Origin of the sequence: Cognatundibacterium crateris, assembly GCF_010078235.1 — a bacterium.
Classification (GTDB): domain Bacteria; phylum Pseudomonadota; class Gammaproteobacteria; order Burkholderiales; family Burkholderiaceae_D; genus Undibacterium; species Undibacterium crateris.
The window spans coordinates 88,420-111,556 of the sequence record NZ_JAABOS010000008.1; the positions used below are offsets into that span (position 1 = coordinate 88,420).

Annotated in this window: 17 protein-coding genes; 7 read left to right on the forward strand and 10 right to left on the reverse strand. The window is 53.2% G+C overall.

The window, feature by feature from the left end:
* Position 1: 1 nt before the first annotated feature.
* Entirely contained in the window at positions 2–1,171 is a 1,170-nt protein-coding gene (locus EYB48_RS14905; RefSeq protein WP_162021170.1) for a vWA domain-containing protein, read from the forward strand.
* Between the two features lie 110 nt (positions 1,172–1,281).
* Here the strand turns inward: EYB48_RS14905 and EYB48_RS14910 are convergent, their stop codons facing one another.
* The gene (locus tag EYB48_RS14910) at positions 1,282–2,109 is read right to left on the reverse strand and encodes a PleD family two-component system response regulator (RefSeq protein WP_162021171.1); all 828 of its coding nucleotides are present in this window, start codon (positions 2,107–2,109) and stop codon (positions 1,282–1,284) included.
* Between the two features lie 134 nt (positions 2,110–2,243).
* Between EYB48_RS14910 and EYB48_RS14915 the strand changes: the two genes are divergently transcribed.
* Positions 2,244–4,235 (forward strand): DNA topoisomerase IV subunit B, encoded by a 1,992-nt coding sequence (locus tag EYB48_RS14915; RefSeq protein WP_162021172.1) that lies wholly within the window; start codon positions 2,244–2,246, stop codon positions 4,233–4,235.
* A 104-nt stretch (positions 4,236–4,339) separates the two neighbouring features.
* Positions 4,340–6,655, forward strand: a complete 2,316-nt coding sequence (gene parC, locus EYB48_RS14920; protein ID WP_162021173.1) for a DNA topoisomerase IV subunit A — start codon at positions 4,340–4,342, stop codon at positions 6,653–6,655.
* 83 nt (positions 6,656–6,738) lie between these two features.
* Here parC and EYB48_RS14925 read toward each other — a convergent pair whose 3' ends face one another.
* From EYB48_RS14925 to hutU, 7 genes are all read right to left on the reverse strand, one after another.
* A complete protein-coding gene (locus EYB48_RS14925; RefSeq protein ID WP_162021174.1) occupies positions 6,739–8,391 on the reverse strand; it encodes a diguanylate cyclase in 1,653 nt (550 codons plus the stop codon).
* Positions 8,392–8,784, reverse strand: a complete 393-nt coding sequence (locus EYB48_RS14930; RefSeq protein WP_162021175.1) for a response regulator — start codon at positions 8,782–8,784, stop codon at positions 8,392–8,394.
* Between the two features lie 317 nt (positions 8,785–9,101).
* Positions 9,102–12,755, reverse strand: coding sequence for a DUF748 domain-containing protein (locus EYB48_RS14935; RefSeq protein WP_162021176.1), 3,654 nt, complete (start codon positions 12,753–12,755; stop codon positions 9,102–9,104).
* 320 nt (positions 12,756–13,075) lie between these two features.
* The gene (gene hutI / locus EYB48_RS14940) at positions 13,076–14,281 is read right to left on the reverse strand and encodes an imidazolonepropionase (RefSeq protein ID WP_202927798.1); all 1,206 of its coding nucleotides are present in this window, start codon (positions 14,279–14,281) and stop codon (positions 13,076–13,078) included.
* Positions 14,281–14,892 (reverse strand): HutD/Ves family protein, encoded by a 612-nt coding sequence (locus tag EYB48_RS14945; RefSeq protein WP_162021177.1) that lies wholly within the window; start codon positions 14,890–14,892, stop codon positions 14,281–14,283. Before EYB48_RS14945 ends, hutI begins: the two co-directional genes overlap by 1 nt.
* 94 nt (positions 14,893–14,986) lie before the next feature.
* Positions 14,987–16,528: a histidine ammonia-lyase gene (hutH, locus tag EYB48_RS14950; protein WP_162021178.1), complete on the reverse strand. Its 1,542-nt coding sequence runs from the start codon at positions 16,526–16,528 to the stop codon at positions 14,987–14,989.
* 153 nt (positions 16,529–16,681) lie between these two features.
* A complete protein-coding gene (gene hutU / locus EYB48_RS14955; RefSeq protein WP_162021179.1) occupies positions 16,682–18,385 on the reverse strand; it encodes a urocanate hydratase in 1,704 nt (567 codons plus the stop codon).
* Positions 18,386–18,611: 226 nt separating this feature from the next.
* On the opposite strand from hutU, the gene hutC reads away from it, so the two are divergent.
* From hutC to EYB48_RS14975, 4 genes are all read left to right on the forward strand, one after another.
* On the forward strand, positions 18,612–19,322 hold the full coding sequence (gene hutC, locus EYB48_RS14960; protein WP_162021180.1) for a histidine utilization repressor: 711 nt from the start codon (positions 18,612–18,614) through the stop codon (positions 19,320–19,322).
* A 141-nt stretch (positions 19,323–19,463) separates the two neighbouring features.
* Positions 19,464–19,661, forward strand: coding sequence for a hypothetical protein (locus EYB48_RS14965; protein WP_162021181.1), 198 nt, complete (start codon positions 19,464–19,466; stop codon positions 19,659–19,661).
* Positions 19,662–19,774: 113 nt separating this feature from the next.
* Positions 19,775–20,422, forward strand: coding sequence for a DUF2242 domain-containing protein (locus tag EYB48_RS14970; protein ID WP_162021182.1), 648 nt, complete (start codon positions 19,775–19,777; stop codon positions 20,420–20,422).
* Complete coding sequence (locus EYB48_RS14975; protein WP_162021183.1) at positions 20,415–20,657, forward strand: DUF3820 family protein; 243 nt, start codon at positions 20,415–20,417, stop codon at positions 20,655–20,657. The genes EYB48_RS14970 and EYB48_RS14975 overlap by 8 nt, the downstream gene beginning before the upstream one ends.
* Positions 20,658–20,833: 176 nt before the next feature.
* Here the strand turns inward: EYB48_RS14975 and EYB48_RS14980 are convergent, their stop codons facing one another.
* Both EYB48_RS14980 and EYB48_RS14985 read right to left on the reverse strand, forming a co-directional pair.
* Positions 20,834–21,226 carry a hypothetical protein gene (locus EYB48_RS14980; RefSeq protein ID WP_162021184.1) on the reverse strand — a complete coding sequence of 131 codons (393 nt, stop codon included), beginning with the start codon at positions 21,224–21,226 and terminating at the stop codon, positions 20,834–20,836.
* A 178-nt stretch (positions 21,227–21,404) separates the two neighbouring features.
* Positions 21,405–23,111, reverse strand: coding sequence for a M14 family zinc carboxypeptidase (locus tag EYB48_RS14985; RefSeq protein WP_162021185.1), 1,707 nt, complete (start codon positions 23,109–23,111; stop codon positions 21,405–21,407).
* Positions 23,112–23,137: the final 26 nt, after the last annotated feature.

Genomic DNA, 23,137 nt, shown 5'->3' on the forward strand with positions numbered 1-23,137 from the left:
CGTGTTAATCGATTTTTTCTTTACGCTCAAAGACGCCAAAGTTCCGGTTTCGATTAAGGAATTTCTGGTCCTGCTGGAAGCGTTGGAAAAAGGCCTGATCAGCCTGTCGCTGGATGACTTTTATTTTTTATCCCGCACCATTCTGGTCAAGGACGAAGCGCATTACGACAAGTTTGATCAGGCTTTCGGTAAATATTTCAAAGGGATAGATACCCTGTTTGAAAAGTATCCGGAGATCCCGCTGGACTGGCTGCAAAAGCGCATGCAGCGCGAACTCAGCGATGAGCAACGTGCAGCCATAGAAAAGTTTGGCTACGATAAGCTGATGGACAGACTCAAAGAGCTGCTGAAAGAACAAAAAGAAAGGCATGAAGGCGGAAACCGCTGGATAGGCACCGGTGGTACCTCGCCTTTCGGCAATGGCGGCACCAATCCCGAAGGCATACGCATAGGCGGCAAAGGTGGCAACCGCAGCGCAGTCAAAGTCTGGGAAGCACGTAGCTTTAAAGACTATGACGAGGAACGCGAACTCGGCACCCGCAATATCAAAGTAGCCCTGCGCAGATTGCGCAAGTTTGCACGGCACGGCGCAGAGGAAGAACTGGCACTCGATGCCACTATACGCGCCACTGCGAACAATGCAGGCTATCTGGATATACGCATGCAGCCTGAGCGCAAGAACAACATCAAAGTCCTTATGCTGCTGGACGTCGGCGGCACCATGGATGACCACATAGCGCAAACCGAAGAATTATTTTCCGCCGCAAAAACCGAATTCAAAAATATGGAGTTTTTCTATTTCCATAATTGCGTCTACGACTATCTGTGGAAAAACAACCGGCGCCGTCATGCGGAAAAATTCCCGACCTGGGACGTGCTGCGTAAATATCCGCCGGATACGAAAGTTATTTTTGTCGGTGACGCCACCATGAGCCCCTATGAAATCCTGCAGCCCGGTGGCTCGGTGGAGTACAACAATGAAGAAGCCGGTGCAGCCTGGATACAGCGCTTTACCCACACCTTCCCGAAGACGGTATGGCTGAATCCGGAACCGGAAGGTCTGTGGCAGTATCGGCAGTCTATCGCCATCATGCGCCAGTTAATCAGTGACCGCATGTTTCCTGTGACCTTGGACGGGCTCGCCCGTGCGATGCGCTTACTCAGCAAATGAGTGCACCATCCATAAAAAAACCGCAGCATGCAGGCTGCGGTTTTTTTTCGTTCAACGACAACTACATCATCACATGCGAATATCGGCGGACGTCGGCGAGTATCGCCTCATTAATCGAGTTGCATGAACTTTCTGATTGTTTTCAATACCAGGCGGCGTGATAAAGGCTTCACCAGAAACCCCTCGCAGCGTACTTTGTGCCCTAAGCCCAGCTTGTATTCAAAGTGACGGTCGACCAGCAAGATCACTGCGGTTTTCAGCCCGCTATTTTGTCGCTTCAAGCCTTCGCATAAACGATAGGGGTCCACATTGGGTGTCGAAGTATTGATCATGGTGAGTGCATGCTGATTATTTCCATCTAACAGCAATGCACTGCGCTCGTCGGAAGCAAGTGTGACCGGCACGCCGTAAGCATCCATGATACCTGCGACATATTCGCGGAAATGCGTGTCTTTATCAACAATCAGTATGCCGCCTTTGGCCATCGGCTGTTGACGCATGCGTTCGTAGACAGCGGGTTCGGTCAGATCCAGATCCAGCCGTTTATGCCGGCGCCTTTCGTGAACAGACATCGCGCTGTGAGCACTGAGCGTGGTTAATAACAGCTCACGCTTGTCTATCATCGCATCCAGAATATCGAAAATTTTGCGCCAGCGTATAGGCTTAGGCATGACCTGATAAGGCAGGTCGATATCGGTTTTTCCAATCAGCAGCACCGGTTGCGCCTCGCCCGGATGCAGGTCAGATAAATCAGCAATAGCTTTCAATTCGCTGGCATTGACGATGTACATGTCCGGATCCTGGATGCAGCCAGGTTTAAGACAGGAATAGCGATAGCCCTTCTCGCGTGCTACCGCCAGCACGGTGGAAAAGGTCTCTTCCTCCTTTGCAGAAAACCCAAGCAAGCGGATGGCAATCGTTGGAGTTTTTAGTGACATCGTTTATCCATCTACTCAATACAGCTACAATAGCTGCCAAAACCTATGCAAGAATACATCGAAATGTGTACTGCAAACAAAAAAATTGCAAATTACCATCCACCATTTAACCAAAACAACAGTTTTTACTTCGCATGGCAACCAAAAAAAATACAGCAAGCACTGACTATAGCGAATCATCGATCAGGGTCCTGAAAGGACTGGAACCCGTCAAGCAGCGTCCGGGTATGTACACGCGGACCGAAAATCCGCTGCATATTATTCAAGAAGTCATCGACAATGCTTCCGATGAGGCCCTGGGCGGTCATTGCAAAAATATTCAGGTCACCCTCAATGCGGACGGCAGCGTCAGCGTGGAAGATGATGGCCGCGGCATTCCGGTCGGCCTGCATCCGGAAGAAGGTGTGCCCACCGTAGAAATCGTATTTACCCGTTTGCATGCAGGCGGCAAATTCGATAAGGGCTCAGGCGGCGCCTATGCTTTTTCCGGCGGCCTGCATGGCGTCGGCGTATCGGTCACCAATGCACTGTCAAAAAGGCTGGAAATCACAGTCTGGCGCGAAGCAGGTTTACATCAGCTGACGTTTGCCGATGGCGATGTGATCGAGCCCCTGCGCAGCCAGCCTATACCGCGTGGTGACAAGAAAAACGGTACCCGTGTCTCGATTTGGCCAGATGCAAAATACTTCGATTCCGCCAATATCCCGCTCGGTGAATTGCAGCGCCTGCTGCGCTCCAAAGCAGTATTGCTACCCGGCGTCAAAGTCACGCTGACCAATGCCAAAACCGGTGAATCCCTGGTCTGGCAATATGATCAGGGCTTACGCGGTTATCTGACCGAAGCACTGGCGCAATCCTCGCATGGCGAACCGCTGATCCCGCTGTTCGAAGGCGAGCAGTTTGCCGGTTCAGACAATGATGGCTTTGCCGAGGGCGAAGGCGCATCCTGGGTCGTGGCCTGGACAGAAGAAGGCAATGTGGTACGCGAATCCTATGTCAATCTGATTCCTACTCCGGCAGGTGGCACGCATGAATCCGGTTTGCGCGATGGCTTGTTCGGTGCAGTGAAGAGCTTCGCCGAAATGCATTCCCTGCTGCCGAAAGGCGTTAAATTACTGCCTGAAGACGTATTCGCACGGGTATCCTTCGTGCTGTCCGCCAAAGTGCTGGACCCACAATTTCAGGGGCAAATTAAAGAACGTCTGAATTCGCGCGATGCGGTGCGACTGGTATCTTCATTTACCAAACCGCCGCTGGAACTCTGGCTGAATTCACACGTGGAATACGGCAAAAAACTGGCTGAGCTGGTCATCAAGCAGGCACAATCCCGCCTGCGTTCGGCACAAAAAGTCGAAAAGAAAAAATCTTCCGGTGTTGCCGTATTACCGGGCAAACTGACCGACTGCGAATCCAACGACATTACCCGCAATGAAATCTTCCTGGTCGAAGGTGACTCGGCTGGTGGCTCCGCCAAAATGGGGCGGGACAAAGAGTTCCAGGCGATATTGCCGCTGCGCGGCAAGGTCTTGAATTCCTGGGAATCGGAACGTGATCGTCTGTTTGCCAATAATGAGATTCACGACATCGCGGTTGCGATAGGTGTTGATCCGCATGGTCCAAATGATCAGCCTGACCTGTCCAATCTGCGTTACGGCAAAATTTGTATCCTGTCCGATGCGGACGTCGATGGTTCGCACATCCAGGTGCTGTTACTGACGCTGTTCTTCAAACACTTCCCGCAACTGATCGCACGTGGTCACATCTGTGTTGCCCGACCACCGCTGTTCCGCGTTGACGCACCTGCGCGTGGCAAAAAACCGGCCCAGAAAATCTATGCGCTGGACGAAGGTGAACTGACTGCAATTGAAGACAAATTGCGCAAGGACGGTGTCAAAGATGGCGCCTGGAGCATCTCGCGCTTTAAAGGTCTGGGTGAAATGAATGCGGAACAATTGTGGGAAACCACCATGAATCCGGATACCCGCCGTCTGTTACCGGTGGCGCTGGGTGAATTTGATCAGGACTTTTCCGAAGCCCGCTTCAATATGCTGATGGGTAAAGGTGAGGCCGCTGCGCGCCGCGCCTGGATAGAAGAGCATGGCAATGCAGTGGAAGCCGATATCTGATCCAGGCTGACGCTGAGATATCCCCCAAACACAAGAATGTCACATGCCCGGCCTGCTCTCAGGCCCGGCTACCAACTAATAAGCCAATAAGCCTATAAACAGCTATGAGCGAACAAGCAAATTTATTTGAACAAGCCCCTCCCCCTGCGGATGGTGATGCACTGACGCTAGCGACTTTCGCCGAACGCGCCTACCTGGACTATGCGATTTCCGTCGTCAAAGGGCGCGCCTTACCGGATGTCTGCGATGGTCAGAAACCGGTACAGCGCCGCATCCTGTACGCCATGAATGAACTGGGTCTGAATGCCAGTGCCAAACCCCGCAAATCAGCGGCCGTGGTCGGCGATGTGCTTGGTAAGCTGCATCCGCACGGTGATCAGTCGGTGTATGACGCACTGGTGCGTATGGCACAGGATTTTTCACTGCGTTATCCATTGATCGATGGCCAGGGTAACTTTGGTTCACGCGATGGCGACGGTGCAGCGGCGATGCGTTATACCGAAGCCCGTCTGACGCCAATTTCGCGCCTGCTGATGGATGAAATAGACGAAGGTACCGTTGACTTTCAGCCTAATTACGATGGCACCACGCAAGAACCTAAGTTACTGCCCGCACGTCTGCCCTTTGTGCTGCTCAATGGCGCTTCCGGTATTGCGGTGGGTCTGGCGACTGAAATTCCTTCACACAATCTGAGCGAAGTTGCTAAAGCCGCTGTAGCCCTGATCCGCAATCCGGGCATGCAACATGCAGAATTGATGGAGTTCATACCTGGCCCGGATTTCCCGGGCGGCGGGCAAATCATCACGCCAGCCGCCAGCATTGCGGAAATGTATGCCAGCGGTCGTGGCAGCATGAAAGTCAGGGCACGCTGGAAAATCGAAGACATGGCGCGCGGCCAATGGCAAGCGGTCGTGACCGAACTGCCACCTGGCACCTCGTCCCAGAAAGTATTGGAAGAGATAGAAGAACTCACCAATCCGAAAATCAAGACCGGTAAAAAGACCTTATCGCCGGAACAGGTCTCGCTCAAACAAGTCATCCTGTCGGTACTCGATACCGTGCGCGACGAATCAGGCAAAGATGCGCCGGTCCGCCTGGTGTTTGAACCGAAATCCAAGAATCAGGATCAGACCGAGTTCATGCAAATGCTGCTGGCGCATACTTCGCTGGAAACCTCGGCATCGATGAATCTGGTGATGATAGGCGGCGATGGCCGTCCGCGTCAGAAGGGACTGATCGACATCCTCAACGAATGGATCGCGTTCCGCTTCACGACTGTGACGCGTCGTACGCAGTACCGCCTGAAAAAAGTCGACGACCGCATTCATATCCTGGAAGGTCGCGAAGCAGTCCTGCTGAATATCGATGAGGTAATCCGCATCATCCGCGAATCGGATGAGCCAAAGCCTGCGCTGATTCAGGCTTTCCGCCTGTCTGAACGTCAGGCTGAAGACATCCTGGAAATCCGTCTGCGTCAGTTAGCGCGTCTGGAAGCCATCAAAATCCAGCAAGAGCTGGCTGAGCTGCGTAAGGAAAAAGCGACGCTGCATGACTTGCTGGACAATCCGGCATCCATGAAAAAAATGCTGATCAAGGAAATCGAAAGCGATGCCAAACAGTTTGGCGACGCGCGCCGTACTCTGATCGAAGAAGCAGCCAAAGCCTCGGTTGAGCAAAAAGTCGTGGATGAACCAGTCACCGTAGTGATTTCGGAAAAAGGCTGGGTACGTGCACGTACCGGTCATGGTCATGACACTGCCCAATTCAGCTTCAAAGCGGGTGACAGCCTGTATGGCACCTTTGAATGCCGCACGGTCGACAATATGCTGGTATTCGGCTCCAATGGCCGTGTGTATTCGGTCGCCGTGTCCGCCCTGCCCGGCGCACGTGGAGATGGCGTACCGGTCACCACCCTGATCGATCTGGCGCCAGGCAGCAAAATCCTGCACTATTTTGCAGGCAATAATGAGCAGGCGCTGTTGATGGCGTCCAGTGCAGGCTATGGTTTCACCGCCAAAGTCGGCGACATGGTGGGCAGAATGAAGGCAGGTAAAGCCTTCATGACGCTGGAAGACGGCGATGCTCCACTGCCACCGGGCATGATCAGCGAAGACGCCAGCGCGATCGCCTGTTTGTCAGCCAATGGCAGACTGTTGGTATTCGGTCTGGCTGAAATCAAGCAATTGTCCAGCGGTGGGCGTGGTGTGATCCTGATGGAACTGGAAGACAAGGAAAGCCTGAGTGCGGTTCAGGTCATCAGTCAAAAAGGGCTCAAAGTCATGGGTACCGGGCGTGGCGGCAAAGAGCAGGAAGTCAGCCTGAGTGCGAATGCTTTGCTGGTGCACATCAATAAGCGTGCCCGTAAAGGCAAAGCAATGGAATCGAAAATCAAGCCGCTTAGCCTGCAACGCATCAGCTAAGGCCTGAATTGCGTATCAAGCACGGAAGTAAAAAAGCCCGGGATCTGTTGAAGATTCCGGGCTTTTGATTTAATGCGTCTGCTTTACGCCAGCGTAATGCGATTGCGCCCTTCCTGTTTAGACACATACATCGCGGAATCCGCCACATCGAACAACTGATCGGGATCAGTCGCTTTTTCCATATCTGCCACACCGGCAGAGAAAGTGACAGAAAATTCCACTTCTTCTGAATGCTGGCTGACTTTGGAAAACGCCAGCCTGACCTGATCCAGCACGCGCCTGGCGGTACTGGCTGTCGTGTCAGGGAAAATCACGGCGAATTCCTCGCCACCATAGCGCCCCACAATATCAGTACGACGCAAGCGCTGACGCAGAATCCGGGCCAGAGTGCGTAAGACCTGGTCACCGGTGGCATGACCGTAGCTGTCATTGATCTTTTTAAAATTATCCAGATCTATCATGGCCAGCGCCAGCGGCGCGCCATTTCTTTGGGCCTGCAATACTTCGGCTTCCAACTGCTCTTTGATCGCCGTGTGATTCAGCAAGCCAGTCAAACCATCGCGCATAATAAGGGCACGCAGTGAGCGATAGCGTTCGGCGCGGGTAGACAAGGACGAGACCAGATACTCGGGAGGTACCGGCTTGGTGATGAAATCATCAGCGCCCGCCTTGACGGCATCGAGCTGCTTATTCACATCGGCTTCGCTCGATAAAAATACGATAGGCACATCGACATACGAATTATCCTGACGTATCAGGCGCGACAACTCTACGCCACTGCAGACCGGCATATACACGTCCAGCAACAGTAACTCGGGACGGAAATCCGTCATCACGGCAAGCACCTGCGTCGGATCATTGAGCAGACGCACATTCATGCCGGCGTCACGCAGAATAGCGCCGTAAAACTTAGAGGTGACGACATCATCATCAATAATCAGTACCCGGTAGCCATTGCTCAGATCACGCTGCGAGATGGTGTCGATACGCTCAGTCAGTGCCACCACATCCACTGGCTTAGTAAAATAGCCGTCGCCCTTGGCGCGTACTGCCAGTAAGCGCGATTCAAAACTACTGGTCTTCGAAACAAAAATAGTCGGTATGCGCAAACGCTGCAATTGCTCGATACGCTTGATTTCATCGACCCCGGCATTTTTCCCTTCGGGGAAACTGAGTTCAATCACGATCACGTCCGGACGTCGTGTCGCAATCGCAAACGCCAGATCTTTAAGATGTGGGATGCGTTTGACTTCATAGCCGAAATGCTCAAGTTGTACCGTAATCGCCTGCTGTTGTGCCTCGTCTTCATCAACCAGATAGATCAGACGAGTTTCATTTAGCGCATCTTCGCCAGGCACCAGCTCCGCCATGAACTCATCTTCATGGTCGGGCGCTTGCGTGAGTCCATCAACAGCATGCATAAAATAAAGGCGCAACTCAGATGCCAGACCTTGCAACTCAACTTCAGTCCAGCTTGGATTCGCCAGCCAAGGCTTGATACGGGATTCAAAGGCTCTGGCCTGCAAACCCAGGTCGGAGAAACCAAAAGTACCGGCCGAGCCCGCCATCGTATGCAAATGCCGGTGCAGCACCGTCAGCGCATCCTTGTTTTCCGGATGCGCGACAAATTCATTGAGTGCAGAGATAATCTCTTCACACTTGCCTGGCAATTTTTGCAGGAATACAGCTTCTAAAGCGCGTAACTTTTCCAGCAAGCTGTCATTTTTACTATTCATTTACTCTCTTTCCAGCCACAACTTATTGACTTGTGCCGACAGCTCCATAGGATCAAAGGGCTTGGCAATCACGCCTATCGCCCCCAGGGACCTGTAAAACTCGAGTTCAGATGACTGCACCTTGGCCGTCATGAAAACGACCGGCGTATGTGCTGTCGCCGGAATCTTCCTCAATTCAGTCAACGTCGTGGGGCCATCCATGTTTGGCATCATCACATCCAGCAACAATAAATCTGGGGTATATCCATCCTTTACGACAGACAGTGCCAGCCCGCCTGAACTGCAGGTTTTCAAGGCGAAACCGCCTACCACCTCGAGAGAAATCTGTGCAACCGTCTGAATATCCGGATCGTCTTCTACATACAAAATATGATGAAGGCTTGCTGCTGTCATTGTCACTCCTATTGAATACTTCAGTTGATTACATCGGTTTGATCGATTCAGGATAATTCAAGATTGTGGCTAAAACAATTAAATTTCCGTATTCCCTACCATCCAGTATCTGGCAGCGCGGACCGTGCCGCGCCCGCCACCTGAAGTTTTCGCTCTGTTTGGGTTCCGTTTAGGTTCTGTTTTTGTATTCTTTTCATTCTAAAGAACCCATGCAGCATGAATCTTGCGCCAGCACAGTTCCGCTTAGGATAAAAACCACACATCTATGCACAGCCATTCACAACAGCTGTATCAGCGATAGCATGATGGGTAAAAAGCTATTTAAGTGAAAAATCAACCCGCGCCGCGGAACCCTTATCTTTAATACTTTCCACCTTAAGCTTAGGTGCGATCAGAAACAGGCGTTCGCGCGGCACGCCGGCGACATCTTCGAGGTAATCGCGCACCAGGTCAGCGCGCTTCTGAGCCAGTTCGCGCATATCTTCATCATCAATCTCCGTGTGACTTAGCAGCATCGCCTCCATCTCCGCGGCAGGCAGCGATTTGCTCAAACCCAGCATATTTTTGGGCTTATCAAATTTAGCCACATCATACAAAGCCTGCAAATAGCGCTGACGCTCATTCGCATCCAGACTCACTTCACTGAGTTTGACCGACTTATCCTTTTTCAAGACCTCACGCCACTTTGCATGCTGCAGGCGCGTTGCGAGCTTACGACTGCGCATGCCAGCCGCATCTGTCTCAGGATCGACCCGGCCTATGATGTCCAGCTTCAATGCCTGGCGGTTCATGAGCGCTTTGGCCAGCTGATCCAGTTTGCCGGTCACGGTCGGTGTCAGGCTGGCAGCGCCTGCTTCAAATTCCACATAAGCGAGCTCTTCCCCACCGCCAAACATAGAACCCAGCAGCGCGAACGGCGAAGTCACGGCCTTAGTCAGCACATTGACGAATACCTTCATGATGATGCTGCCGACCGAAAACTGAGGATCAGATAAAGAGCCGGAAATCGGCAGATTAATCGCGATACGGCCATCATTGTCACGCAACAAAGCAACTGCCAGCATCACCGGTAAGCGAGTGGCACTGGGGCTCTCGACGCGTTCACCAAAAGTCAGCTGATCCAGCGTCACCCCATTATCCGCTTTCAATTGCTGGTTTTCTATGCGATAGCTGACTTGCATAGACAGTTTGCCTTTGTCGATCACATAGCCCGCATATTTGGCGGCATACGGCGTCAGGCGGGTCAGTTCTATGCCATTAGCACTGCCTTTAATATCGAGGAACACTGGCTCAGACAAGGGATTGAGCGTGCCGGAAATCAGCAGCGGCGCATCATCATCGACCTTGCCATTTAACTCCACGGTGGCAGCCTGCGGATTATCGGATGCCAGCGCACCGATATTGCCGGAAATGCCAGTCAGATTCGCTTTGTAATTCGGCTTGATGAAGTTATCGGTGAAATTGACATTCCCGCCGCGTATCGCAATTTGTCCTATCCGTATCACCGGCTTGACTGTGGACTTAGCTGCGGCTTTTACTGGCTGAGCGGTAACTGTTGGAAGCTGTGTCGCTGCAGCGACGCTGGCCGCAGCTGCTACCACAGGCGTAACGCCTTCTGCTGAAGATTGAGCGGTTTTCTGTACCACGATATTCTGCAAATTCAGCTTACCCTGCTCCGACAATACTGCTCTGGCGTAGAAATCTTTCAGGCTCAGTTGCTTCATATCGACCGTCTGTTGGGCCGCTGTTATGTTCACCCGCATGCCATCGAACACGATGGATTTCCAGTCCAGGAAGTCTTCATCCGAACCGTTTTCAACGATCTGGAAGTCATTGAAACCCAGCATGCCGTCATAGCGAATTTCGGGTTGCACATCCAGTACCCGCGCCAGCTGCAGCTTACCCTTAGCACTGGCCACGCCTTGTGTGATTTCCACATTCAGCAATGAAGAGAAATACGGGTATAAACCAGCCACAGGCAGGCCTTGCGCATCCAGATCCAGTTTGAGTTGCGCCAGTTGCGCTGTACTAGTGCCATTCAGTTTCAGGTTACCCTTGCGGTTCAGCCGGGATTGCAACTGAAATTGCATGGCATTGGCTAAATCGCTGCGCCAGCCCTGCACTTGCAGATTGAGATTTTCTGTCGTGAGTTTAACCGCAGGGCTCACCGAGCTATCCTGGAATTGCAAAGCGGCGTTCTCCAGCTGTATCCGGCCCGCTGCCAGCTTCCAGGCTGAACCTGGTGCAGCAGCGTTGGCAGGGCTGGCACTGCCCTCAGTCTGTGACGGCACCAGCCAGTTTTGAAAACCACTGGCGAGCTCTTTGCTGCGGCGCAGATCTGTATTCAAACCTTGCAAACGTAACGCATCCACGCTCAGTTCACGCTTGCCGGTATCGAGTGCAAGCTGCTCCAGACGCAAGGATTGCAAAGCGATGCTGCCATCTTCTTTTTTTCCTGCGATCTGAAAACGGCTGAGTTCGGCATCCATCGCCGATAAAGACAACACGCCTTGTTGCCATGCGATCTGAGTCTGGGCTTTGAGTTCGCCCTGTACAGTGGCTTTCAGATAGGGGCTGATGAAACCCTGATAGGGTTCCAGCGCCAGTTGATCGACGCTGAGCTTACCGTTCAATGTGGCGCTTACCAGCTGCAATTGCGCATCCAGCTGCAGGCTCTCACCGCTACTGCCTTTAAGCTGCAGATTGATCTTGGCCGCTGCCGCATCTTTGTGTGTGGATAAGCCCTGAGCCTGCAAGCTGATCTGACTGAAATCTAATGCCTGCTCAGTCGTGCTGTGCAGGCTGTCGCGCAGATGTAGCTGGCCTTCGTCTATAGCGAGTTGATGCAGCAGGATAGCTGGCAGCGCGGTGGACTGGGATGCTACAGCATCTGATTTTGCAGACTTAGTTGCAGACTTCTGTGCAGACGGCGTTGCGGCGCCGCTCTGCGTCAGATTGGCCCAGTTCAGGCCCTGCTTTTTATCCATCGTCAACCAGACTTGCGGACCTTTCAGTTGCAACCTGATGATGTCTGCCGCCATTTTTTGCAGATCGAACTGACGGATTTCGGTTTTTACCGCTTCCAGCTGTAATAAATCAGCACCCGCCTTATCCTGTAACTTGAGCTGACGCAGACCCAGCTCGCCGGACAACACGATTTGCGCATGCGCCTGTTGTTTGAAACTCAGATCCAGCCGGGTATCGAGTAAAGCAGAGTTCAGCTGCACCGGCAGCGCCACCGGCAGATAAGGGACAAGCTGTGCCAGATCGAGCGCATGCAAATCGATTGCAAGGCTGGTATCCAGATCTTTGGTAAATGGTTTGGCGCGCGCTTTCAGGTCTATCGGCGCCCCATTCAGTTTTGCCTGAAATTTTGGTTCCACAAAGCTGTCTATCGCTTTCGGGAAGTTCGACACAAAGGGTACACCGATAGCGATATCGCTGAGTACAAATTGCTTGCTCAGTACGCGGTCATTGAGCTGTATCCGGCCGCCCTGTATCTGTATATTGCTGATCGCAAAACGCGTCTCTGTATCGCTTTTAGGCTGAGCCGCGAGTTTATTGAGAACATCGGAAAAATTATATATCCCGGCTTCACCGGCGCTCTCGCGTACCAGAAAAATTTCCGGTTGCTCGAGCAGGATTTCATCGATCACTGCGGCACGATGAAATAAGGAAGTGGCAGACAGGTTCAGTGTTAACTTGTGCAGACTCAGCGCGGTGCTCTTCTGATCCGCCTCAAATAATCTGACGCCCTCTGCCGTTACGGCTAACTGCAAAGGGGAAAAGCTGAGTTTATCAAGTTCCAGCTTACGCCCGGTCTGCTGCTGGGTTTGTTCTATCAGTAGTGTTTTGAGCCAGCCTGGCACCAACAGCCAGCTAAGCACCATACTCAGTAGCAGTAAGGCAGCCAGGCCGCTTATCCAGCGTCCTGTTTTTCCACGTGTGAAAAATTCGCGAAACTGAAACATGTTATCAACCTTTTTGAGTACAGATCAGTGCGTGCTCCGACGCACTGGTATGGGACGATGAAACGGGATAAAGAGCGCAGTCATGATGTCGTGCTGCTTTGGCAGGACACAAAACATCCAGACTCGATACCTCAGACAAAAACAGCAAGCGCAAGTATGTGATCAAAACCGTCATCAATACAGCTATCAGGGGCAAACAGGATGGGCGCGGCACACTTCATTTATAGAAAATGGCACTCTTGAGTCTTCAGGGCATAATTATACGTTGAACAAAAACAAACCCCGCCGTAGCGGGGTTAAAAAAATGTGTCTTAAGGAAATTATTGTAACTGACCACGAAAAACTTTTTCCCGAAGGAAATTTCCACCGATAAAGTAGGCCAGATCAGCCGGTCGCGCGATATCCCAGATAGCGAAATCGGCGGACAGGCCGACGTCCAGCTGTCCGGTTTCCTGCGCCAGCCCCAGCGCCTGCGCCGCGTGACAGGTCACGCCTTGTAAAGCTTCGAGCGGTGTCATGCGGAATAAGGTGCAGGCCATATTCATGGTCAGTAACAGCGAGGTCATGGGCGAGGTGCCCGGATTGCAATCGGTCGCCAGCGCGATTGGCACCCCGGCAGCACGCAAGGCGGCGACCGGCGGCAACTGCGTTTCCCGTAAAAAGTAAAATGCACCAGGCAGTAATACAGCAACCGTACCGGCACTGGCCATGGCCGCTATCCCCTCTTGCGACAGATACTCCAGATGATCGGCTGATAAGCCTTGATAACGCGCCGTCAGTGCCGCGCCCTGCTGGTCAGACAATTGTTCAGCATGCAGTTTGACCGGCAAGCCCAATGCTTGCGCAGCCTGAAATACGCGCTCAGTCTGCGCCGCAGAAAATCCGATTTTTTCGCAAAACGCATCGACCGCATCGATCAAGCCTTCAGCGGCCAGTGCAGGCATCATTTCTTCACATACCACGCGCAGATAGTCATCGCTGCGTCCGGAAAATTCCGGCGGCACCGCATGCGCGCCCAGAAAAGTGGTGCTGACCCGCACCGGATAGCTGGCGGCTATCCGTCTGGCGACGCGCAATATACGCGCCTCGGACGCCAGATCCAGGCCATAGCCCGATTTAATTTCCAGCGTGGTCACACCTTCTTTGAGTAAGCTGTGCAGACGCGGCAAGGTGGCCGCCAGTAACTCTTCTTCGCTGGCGGCACGGGTAGCGCGCACGGTAGCAACGATGCCGCCGCCCTGGCGTGCGATCTCTTCGTAGGCGACGCCATTCAGGCGCGCCTCAAATTCATTACTGCGATTTCCTGCATACACCAGATGGGTATGGCTATCGATCAGCCCCGGTGTCATCCAGGCACCGCCAGCATCATGCACGGTGCTGGCTTGCCAGCCAGACGGCAAATCTGCCTGTGGTCCCAGCCAGGCAATGCGACCATCTTTGACCGCAATCGCAGCATCGCGGATTTCACCATATCCATCGCGCATCGTGGCCAGATGCACATTCAGCCAGCAGCTATCCCATTGCATCAGCTTAATCCTGTCACTAAAAAATGTATGCGGATCAGATACAGTTCCGCCTGTTCTGCCGCCTCAATCGTGAAGCGTATGCCTGCATGTTCCGTGTTTTCTTCGAACAGGCACAAATCACTGGCCTGCAACAGACTGCCGTTATCCAGTCTGGCTTCGCCCTGCGCACAAAACAGCAAGACCTGTTGTGCATCCTGCGCTTCAATTGCATGCTGACCTGCGCCCAGTCTTTGCATATGATGGGTACAGGCATCACGCCGCGTCATCATATTCAAATCCAACACCGTTTCGCCTTCCAGCAGCTCAGCAAACACCGGCGTTTCACCGGCAAAGCGGTAAGGCTGGCTGGCACGGGTCAGCGTGACACTGGCCGCATGCTGACTCTCACTATCGCAATGCATGATCAGACCCTGACCGGATAACACCGCCAGCGTGCGGTCTATGCGCGCAAAATGTGAAAACGGACCGGCACTGCTGACGCTGGCTGTGCTCAGACGCCAGATAAACTGATCGAGACCAGCCTGCTCAGGAAATACCGCGAGTTCTGTGGTTGAACCGCCGCCATTCTTCCAGGGCATGGTGTGATAATCGTGCAAAGTCCAGTGACGCATAAGGGTTCCGCAAAAAAATACGCAATGAGGTGTGACAGGCCGGGCTGAACCCCGTGCTGCAGTTCAGCCCTTCGTGTCCTCAACTTCATTCAGCTTAGTTCAAATACAACGACTGATACAGATCCTGACATTGTGCACTCAGGCTGCCCGAAATCACCAGCGCTTTCGCCGCTTCGATATCCGGCGCAAAGTAGCGGTCTTTGTCGTAGAAGCTGACCTTGGCGCGCAGTAAATCATGTACCTGGCTCAGAGTATCCGAGGTTTTCAGTGGTGCGTGGAAATCCACACCTTGCGCCGCTGCCAGCAATTCAATGCCGACGATGGTCGCTGTGTTATGCGCCATTTCATGCAGGCGGCGTGCACCATAGGTCGCCATACTCACATGGTCTTCCTGATTCGCCGAAGTTGGAATCGTATCGACACTGGATGGATGAGCATGGGATTTGTTTTCTGAAGCCAGCGCAGCAGCGGTCACATGCGCAATCATGAAGCCGGAATTCAGACCCGAGGACGGCACCAGGAAAGGTGGCAGGCCAGAGATAGATGCATCGATCAGCAATGCGATACGGCGTTCAGAAATCGAGCCGATTTCCGCAATCGCGAGTGCCAGCGTATCGGCCGCAAATGCAACTGGCTCGGCATGGAAATTACCACCGGAAATGACTTCGCCGGTTTCAACAAACACCAGCGGATTATCGGTCACGGCATTGGCTTCGATCAGCAAAGTACGCGCCGCGTTATTGATGATATCCAGGCAGGCACCCATGACCTGAGGCTGGCAGCGCAGGCAGTAAGGGTCTTGCACGCGCTCATCGTTAACCAGGTGCGACTGGCGAATTTCACTACCGGCCAGCAGCGAACGGTAAATCGCTGCAGTCGCGATCTGTCCAGGCTGACCACGGCTGCTATGAATACGTGCGTCAAACGGTGCATCGCTGCCTTTAGCGGCATCGACCGACAAAGCGCCGGTAATGGTCGCCGCTTCCAGCAGACGCTCTGCCAAAAACAGGCCATGTAGAGCCAGTGCGGTCGATACCTGGGTCCCGTTAATCAGCGCCAGACCTTCTTTTGCGGCCAACACTACCGGTGTAATGCCAGCTGCGGCCAACGCTTCACGCGCAGGCTGCAATTGCCCGTTAACCCGGACTTCGCCCTCACCCAGCAGCGCCAGCGTCATATGCGACAAAGGTGCCAGATCGCCCGAAGCACCGACCGAGCCTTTGACCGGTATGGTCGGCATAATGCCAGCGTTGACCATCGCGATCATGCTGTCGATCACCGAAGCGCGGATGCCGGACACGCCACGTGCCAGGCTGGCGATTTTCATGACCAGGATCAGACGCACCACTTCATCGGAAATCAATTCGCCGGAACCGACGGAATGCGACAAAATCAGATTACGTTGCAACAGTTCCAGCTGCTCATCCGGTATGCGGGTCTTGGCCAGTTTGCCAAAGCCGGTATTGATACCGTAAGCCGCATCACCTTTGGCGACGATCTGGCTAATGGTATCGGCGGACGCATTAATCGCTGCATAGGCAGACGGCGTCAATTTCATGGTTTGCGGCTTGCTCCAGATCGCGCGCAAATCGGACAGGCTGAATTGGCCAGGTTGAATTTCGAAACAGGTGGTCATGGTTTTCTCTCTTTTTATCTGCTCTGGCCGGGCGCTGAACTACAGCGACGTCCGGCATCAGAGTAACAGCTGGTTTATCTTTTAAAGCGACAAAATTTATCCCGGCACAGCACAGCATATACCGCAGGCCGGGACGACTATGCGCAGTGCAGCTTATTTAATCATCGGCAAATTCAAGCCTTCGCGCTTGGCGCAGGCGACTGCCTGTTCATAGCCAGCATCAGCGTGACGCATCACACCGGAACCGCAATCGTTGACCAGTACGCGTGCCAGACGCTTAGCAGCAGCTTCAGTGCCATCGGCCACAATCACCATGCCAGAATGCTGGGAATAACCCATACCCACACCACCGCCATGATGCAAAGAGACCCAGCTGGCGCCACCGGCGGTATTCAGCAAGGCATTCAGCAAAGGCCAGTCAGAGACGGCATCGGTACCATCCCGCATACCCTCAGTTTCACGATTTGGACTGGATACTGAGCCGGTATCGAGGTGATCGCGACCAATCACGACCGGTGCTTTGAGTTCACCGTTTTTGACCATTTCATTGAATGCGAGTCCGGCGATATGGCGTTCGCCCAGACCCAGCCAGCAAATACGTGCCGGCAAGCCCTGGAAGGCGATACGTTCACCTGCCATGTCCAGCCATTTATGCACGCCTTTATTGTGTGGGAATAATTCCTTGATTTTGGCATCGGTTTTACGGATGTCTTCCGGATCACCCGACAGAGCCACCCAGCGGAATGGACCTTTGCCGTCACAGAACAGCGGACGGATATAGGCCGGTACGAAGCCAGGGAAATCGAAGGCATTTTTTACGCCGGTATCGAATGCGACCTGACGGATATTATTGCCATAGTCAACAGTAGGGATACCCATCGCATGGAAGTCCAGCATTGCCTGTACATGCACCGCACAAGCCTGAGCTGCATCTGCGGTCAGCTTTGCATGTTGTGTCGAATCGTGCTGGGCAGCCTTCCACTGTTCCACGCTCCAGCCTATAGGCAAATAGCCATTGATCAGATCATGGGCCGAAGTCTGGTCAGTCACCAGATCCGGTTTCATGCCGCCCGCTTTGGCGCGCTTGACCAGCTCAGGCAGGATTTCAGCCGCATTGCCGAGCAAGGCGATAGAAACCGCTTCTTTACGTTCGCAATGATGCTGTATCAGCGCCAGCGCATCGTCCAGGTCTTTCGCTTGTTTATCGACATAGCGGGTACGCAGACGGAAGTCGATACTGCTTTGCTGACATTCGATATTCAATGACACCGCACCGGCAAAGCTGGCTGCCAATGGCTGCGCGCCGCCCATGCCACCGAGGCCGGCAGTCAGTATCCAGCGCCCACCCCAGTCGCCGTTGTAATGCTGGCGTCCGGCTTCGGCGAAGGTTTCATAAGTGCCCTGCACAATGCCCTGGGTGCCGATGTAAATCCAGCTACCTGCCGTCATCTGGCCATACATGAACAAACCTTTGCGGTCGAGTTCATTGAAATGCTCCCAGTTGGCCCATTTCGGTACCAGATTGGAATTCGCGATCAGTACGCGTGGCGCATCTTCATGCGTCTGGAATACACCTACTGGTTTGCCTGACTGTATCAACAGGGTTTCATTGGCTTCCAGCGCCTTGAGTGAAGCCAGAATCTGGTCATAGCATTCCCAGTTACGCGCGGCGCGGCCTATGCCGCCATACACCACCAGATGCTTAGGATTTTCAGCGACGGCCGGGTCCAGATTATTTTGTATCATGCGATAGGCTGCCTCAGCCACCCAGGTTTTACAAACCTTCTCAGCACCGTGCGGTGCGTGAATAACACGGCTGGCATCCCAGCGTGGATCATTATCAAATTGCGTTGTCATGAATTGTCTCCTGTGAGGGTGGTTTTTCCGGGACTCAGTCATGCGCGATCACGACACAGACTGCAGCCATCGTCTTACACACACCGAGTTTAAGTTGTATATACAACTTTTGCAAGCGGAATTTACATGCGACAATGCAGGAACTTAACGACCAGCCCGGACTCACACACTACAAGTGTGATTCACAGCGATCAGCACGAGTCCACCACTTTTTAACAGGAAGCACGTGTCCAGCACTCAAGCCAGCGCCCCCGCCTTTCAGGCGATCAAAGATTACTTATTGCGGGAAATTCAGTCCGGTACCTGGAAAGAAGGCCAGGCCATCCCCTCGGAAGCCATGCTGGCGGCGCAGTTTTCTGTGTCGCGCATGACCGTCAACCGCGCAGTACGCGAGCTGACCAGCGAGCAGATACTGAACCGGATACAGGGCTCAGGCACCTATGTCGCACAACAAAAATACCAGGCCACTCTGGTGGAAATAAAAAGCATCGCCGAAGAAATCCGTTCGCGCGGACATGTGCATCGCAGCGAATTGCATGAGCTCAGCGAAAGTCCCGCCAACGAACAGTTAGCGGCTGAATTTCTGGTGAAGCCCGGACACCGGCTGTTTCATTCAGTGATCGTGCATTTCGAGAATGAAGTGGCGATACAGGTAGAAGACCGTTGGGTCAATTCCAGTGTGACGCCGGAATATCTGCAGCAGGATTTCAGCAGCATGACGCCGAATGAATATCTGGTGGCAGTCGCCCCTTTGCAAGGCGTGGATTACCGCATTGAGGCAGTACTGCCACCGCGTCAGATCGCTGAGATGCTGCATATTTCGACCAAGGAAGCGAGTCTGGTACTGCATAGAAAAACCCGCTCACAAGGCAAAATCGCAACCAGCGTGACCATGTGGCATCCGGGCAAACAATACCAGTTCACCGGCAGCTTCTGACACCTGTGCCTGACCACCGGTATCCACACTAACCCAGCGCGGCGGGCACGAGGTAACAGCGCTGTAACAACCTTGGCTGCCAGAGCAAGTTACAATACGCACCTGACAGAACAACAGATAAAACAACAGAAAGGCCACGTCATGGCAAAAAAACAGGATCTCGATCCGGAAGAACAAGCGCTGATCGCCTGGTGCATAGAAGTGGAAACCCATCTGATCGCCGGTGGTGCGACCCGTGCCCAGGCCCAGGACCATATCGAAGAACAGATAGAATGGTTCACCGATCTGTATTTTGATGGCCTGACTCCGGAACAGGCAGCGCAGGAAGCCTTAGCCTGAACATCGCAGTCAACGGGATCGCGCCGGCCCGCGTTGAGCTGGCACGTCCCGCATAGGCAGTACCATTCTGCGCCGCGCTTTCGTCATATTTTTTAATATTGGTTCAGATGAAAATGAGTCGTCGAATTTTAGTTTTATCCTCGCTATGCCTCAGCCTGATGCTGGGCGCATGTAGCACAGCCAGTAAGAACGCTGCCTTGCAGCATGAAGAATTTGGTGAGTCCGGCGTGTTCACCCGCAGTTTTCCGGGTACCGAACAAAGCGCCTGCGAAGCCGCCAGACGCGCCCTGCTCAGTCAGGGTTATGTGATCAGCGACTGGAAACCGGCCATCATCAAAGGCCGCCGCAAATACCAGCATGACGCCGAAGTCCACGCCGAAATCGAATTCAATGTGGTCTGCGTCGCCGATAGCAAAGGCAGTAACAGCACCACCGTATTTGCCAATGCAGTGCGGGATCGCTATTCACTCAAGAAAAGCAATACCTCAGCCAGCATAGGTGTCAGTGCCTTGGGCTCGGTGTCTTTACCGTTTGGCTCTACCGATGATGCGCTGGTCAAGGTCGCCAGCGAAACCATTCCTACCGGTCAGTTCTATAACCAGTTCTTTGATCTGGTAGAACGGTATTTGGATGCAAAAACCTATCCCAACGAGCCTGAGCCTGAAAAGAAAGAAGCTGAGAAAAAAGAAACTGGCTCCGACAGCAAACCCGGCGCTGCATCTGCTGGTTCTGCTGAAGCAGAAAATCACGGCGATGACTGAGGGCTTACCCTTTGCACGGCCACGTCAGGCCGATGATTTACAACGCCTGGTCAGCATGGCTATGCCGTATGGAAAATACCAGGGTCGTGTACTCGCGGATTTACCCGGCCATTATCTGGGCTGGTTTGCACGTCAGGGTTTCCCAAAAGGCGAACTTGGGCGCTTGCTGGAACTGATGTACGAAATCGACCACAACGATTTACGCGAACTGCTCAGGCCGCTGCGCAATTCCTGAGGCCTGACATCTGAGGCTGACGTTCACTTGTTCACTTCTGCGCATTATCCCGACCACAAACAAAAAATCCTGCACCAGACTGGCTGGACGCAGGATTTTCGTTGACCTGAGCGGTCTCCGCGTACGGGCTTAGGCAGTTGGTCTGCCGGGCTGCCAGTTACGCCGGATCGCTGAAATTACTTAGTTTCTTGTTTTTTGACTTTACCTGCAGCAGACGCTGGCAGGAATTTCATCGGATCATTCGCACCGGCTGCGTAGGCAGTGGTGATGCTGGATTGACGCATGCAGGACGCACCGAGTACGTTCGCATCCGCGGAAGCAGAGTTTTTGCAGACTTGCAGTTCTTTGACAGTATTCAAAGGAATACCAGCCGCTGCCGCAACAGAAACGATAGCCTGTGGGTTAGCACCGCTGGCAACCAGGCTGTCTACTGTTGCCTGCAAATTGGAACTGCTGCTCAATGCGGTGAAAATACCATCTACCGACACATCCACACCTTCAGCCACGGCGACCGATGTACCGCCAGCGATTAACAAACCTGCTACTGCCAGTTTCAAGAATTTTTTCATGATGTCCCCTTCAACGAATAAGCAAAACTATTTTGCCTGAAGCAACTTATTCTAATGAAGAGCTTTGTAAATGCAAAGCACAGATTTGCAATCAGAACGAAAAAATAAATAGCATTTCCGTACGGAAATTTTCTATACACTTTTCCATTCTTTTCCGCTCTGATTACAGCACCAAGGCTTACAACACGCGATACACCGGGTAACGATTCCACTCCGGTTCACGGTAACGCTGGCAATGGGTGAAGATGAAATCCAGCACCGCTTCCTGATTATTCAAGAGCTCAGGATGGGCGCTCTTCCAGGCCTCAAATGCGGCGCGGGTTTCCGGCTCATCGCGCAGGATTTCTGCGGCGCTGTCTTCAAACACATAATCCGAATACGCTTCTTTTTTCTCCAGCACGCTGTTGAAAAAGCCCCAGCGGAACAGGCTGTCATGCGCTTGCGGTTCCAGCGTTTCCATCACATAGCGCGCCTGATCCTGATGCAGATGCACCAGATAATCACCGGCTTCGGCATGCAGGGTTTCCATGCTGCTGCTGAGTTCCAGCTGATCGTGGAACATATGCCCCTCATACGCATGCGCACGGGTTTGCACGCTTTGTATGCGGTACACCTGCACCGGAATTTCCTGATCTGCGCTGAGTCGTTCAGCCTGCACACCATTCCATTGCAGGCGCTCGATCACATGACGCCAGGCTTGCGGAATCAGATAAGCGCGTGGGCGCTGCACCACTACATCGGCCACGAAGCGGTTGAAATATGGGATAGGCTTTTGCCAGGGCTGATTGCGGTCATACGACAGGCGCGTGTAATTGCCGATCACGCTGGGGCTGTACACAGCCTGGTAGCCGCTGAATAAAAAACTCGCTGGCTGCGTATGATCAGCACGCCATTTGACCGCCACCTGTGCCTGACTGGCAGCCGCTGCCCGTGCTTCGCGGCGCAGCCGCTGAATTTCGCTGCCATGGCTGACCGTGAATGCCAGCACACTATCGACCAGCGCGCGCATGGATTCATAGCGATCGGCGAAAGGCTTGAGCATATGCGTTTCCGGCATGAAGCCTATGGTGTGATGCAAGGCGGCATAGCCAGTCGAAAAGCGCGGCGTTTCCAGAAAGTCTTCTATGCCGTGATCCGGAATATCTTTGACCGGATTCACATACGGGCAAGTCGGCCAGCCACGCTGCGTCATATCGGCATAAATCGCTGGCAGCATAGTCTGGCTCAGGAAAGGGCCGAGGCCATAACCGAGTTTGTCAGCCTGGGTTTGTATCAGCGTCATGGTGTACGCATAATCCGCGCCATTCGAGGTATGGGTATCCACCATCACATCCGGGCTCCAGGCGCTGAAGAAGCGGTTGAATACCTGTGCATTCAGGCTGTCGCATTTGATGAAATCGCGGTTCAGATCCAGATGCAGGCTATTGCCACGGAAGCCAAAACTCTCAGGCCCATCCTGATTCACACGCGAGGTATTCTGACGGTTTTTACTGCCATCCACGTTATACAGAGGGATGAACAAAAATACTGTAGAACCAAGCGCAGCGCGGCGTGTCGCATCGGTACAGAAATCACGCACCAGCGCCATACAGCCATCAACCCCTTCCGGCTCTCCCGGATGGATACCGTTATTATTAAAAAAAACTGTGCGACCCTGCGCCTTTAACTGCGCGCGGTCGAACACACCATCTGCAGTGACCACACCGGCGTGAATAGGACGGCCGGAATCAGACTGACCGATTTCAAAAAAATGCAGCGCCTGTGGAAATTGCTGCGCCAGCTTTTGATAAAAAGCGATGCAGTCTTCCCACTGTGTCGTCTGGTTGCGGTTGCCCGCTTCATACGGGGTGATCCAGTCAGGATGCGCGGTGTGAGTATTGCTCATGATGGTAAGTTCGCAAGAGGCAGAAA

What these genes read in the sequence shown, in the direction of transcription:
- EYB48_RS14915 (WP_162021172.1), top strand. Translation starts at nt 2,244, where the DNA reads ATGGCAACCAAAAAAAATACAGCAAGCACTGACTATAGCGAATCATCG.
- EYB48_RS14965 (WP_162021181.1), top strand. Translation starts at nt 19,464, where the DNA reads ATGGCAAAAAAACAGGATCTCGATCCGGAAGAACAAGCGCTGATCGCC.
- EYB48_RS14975 (WP_162021183.1), top strand. Translation starts at nt 20,415, where the DNA reads ATGACTGAGGGCTTACCCTTTGCACGGCCACGTCAGGCCGATGATTTA.
- EYB48_RS14985 (WP_162021185.1), bottom strand. Translation starts at nt 23,111, where the DNA reads ATGAGCAATACTCACACCGCGCATCCTGACTGGATCACCCCGTATGAA.
- hutU (WP_162021179.1), bottom strand. Translation starts at nt 18,385, where the DNA reads ATGACAACGCAATTTGATAATGATCCACGCTGGGATGCCAGCCGTGTT.
- EYB48_RS14930 (WP_162021175.1), bottom strand. Translation starts at nt 8,784, where the DNA reads ATGACAGCAGCAAGCCTTCATCATATTTTGTATGTAGAAGACGATCCG.
- EYB48_RS14970 (WP_162021182.1), top strand. Translation starts at nt 19,775, where the DNA reads ATGAGTCGTCGAATTTTAGTTTTATCCTCGCTATGCCTCAGCCTGATG.
- EYB48_RS14945 (WP_162021177.1), bottom strand. Translation starts at nt 14,892, where the DNA reads ATGCGTCACTGGACTTTGCACGATTATCACACCATGCCCTGGAAGAAT.
- EYB48_RS14935 (WP_162021176.1), bottom strand. Translation starts at nt 12,755, where the DNA reads ATGTTTCAGTTTCGCGAATTTTTCACACGTGGAAAAACAGGACGCTGG.
- EYB48_RS14980 (WP_162021184.1), bottom strand. Translation starts at nt 21,226, where the DNA reads ATGAAAAAATTCTTGAAACTGGCAGTAGCAGGTTTGTTAATCGCTGGC.
- hutI (WP_202927798.1), bottom strand. Translation starts at nt 14,281, where the DNA reads ATGCAATGGGATAGCTGCTGGCTGAATGTGCATCTGGCCACGATGCGC.
- EYB48_RS14910 (WP_162021171.1), bottom strand. Translation starts at nt 2,109, where the DNA reads ATGTCACTAAAAACTCCAACGATTGCCATCCGCTTGCTTGGGTTTTCT.
- parC (WP_162021173.1), top strand. Translation starts at nt 4,340, where the DNA reads ATGAGCGAACAAGCAAATTTATTTGAACAAGCCCCTCCCCCTGCGGAT.
- hutH (WP_162021178.1), bottom strand. Translation starts at nt 16,528, where the DNA reads ATGACCACCTGTTTCGAAATTCAACCTGGCCAATTCAGCCTGTCCGAT.
- EYB48_RS14925 (WP_162021174.1), bottom strand. Translation starts at nt 8,391, where the DNA reads ATGAATAGTAAAAATGACAGCTTGCTGGAAAAGTTACGCGCTTTAGAA.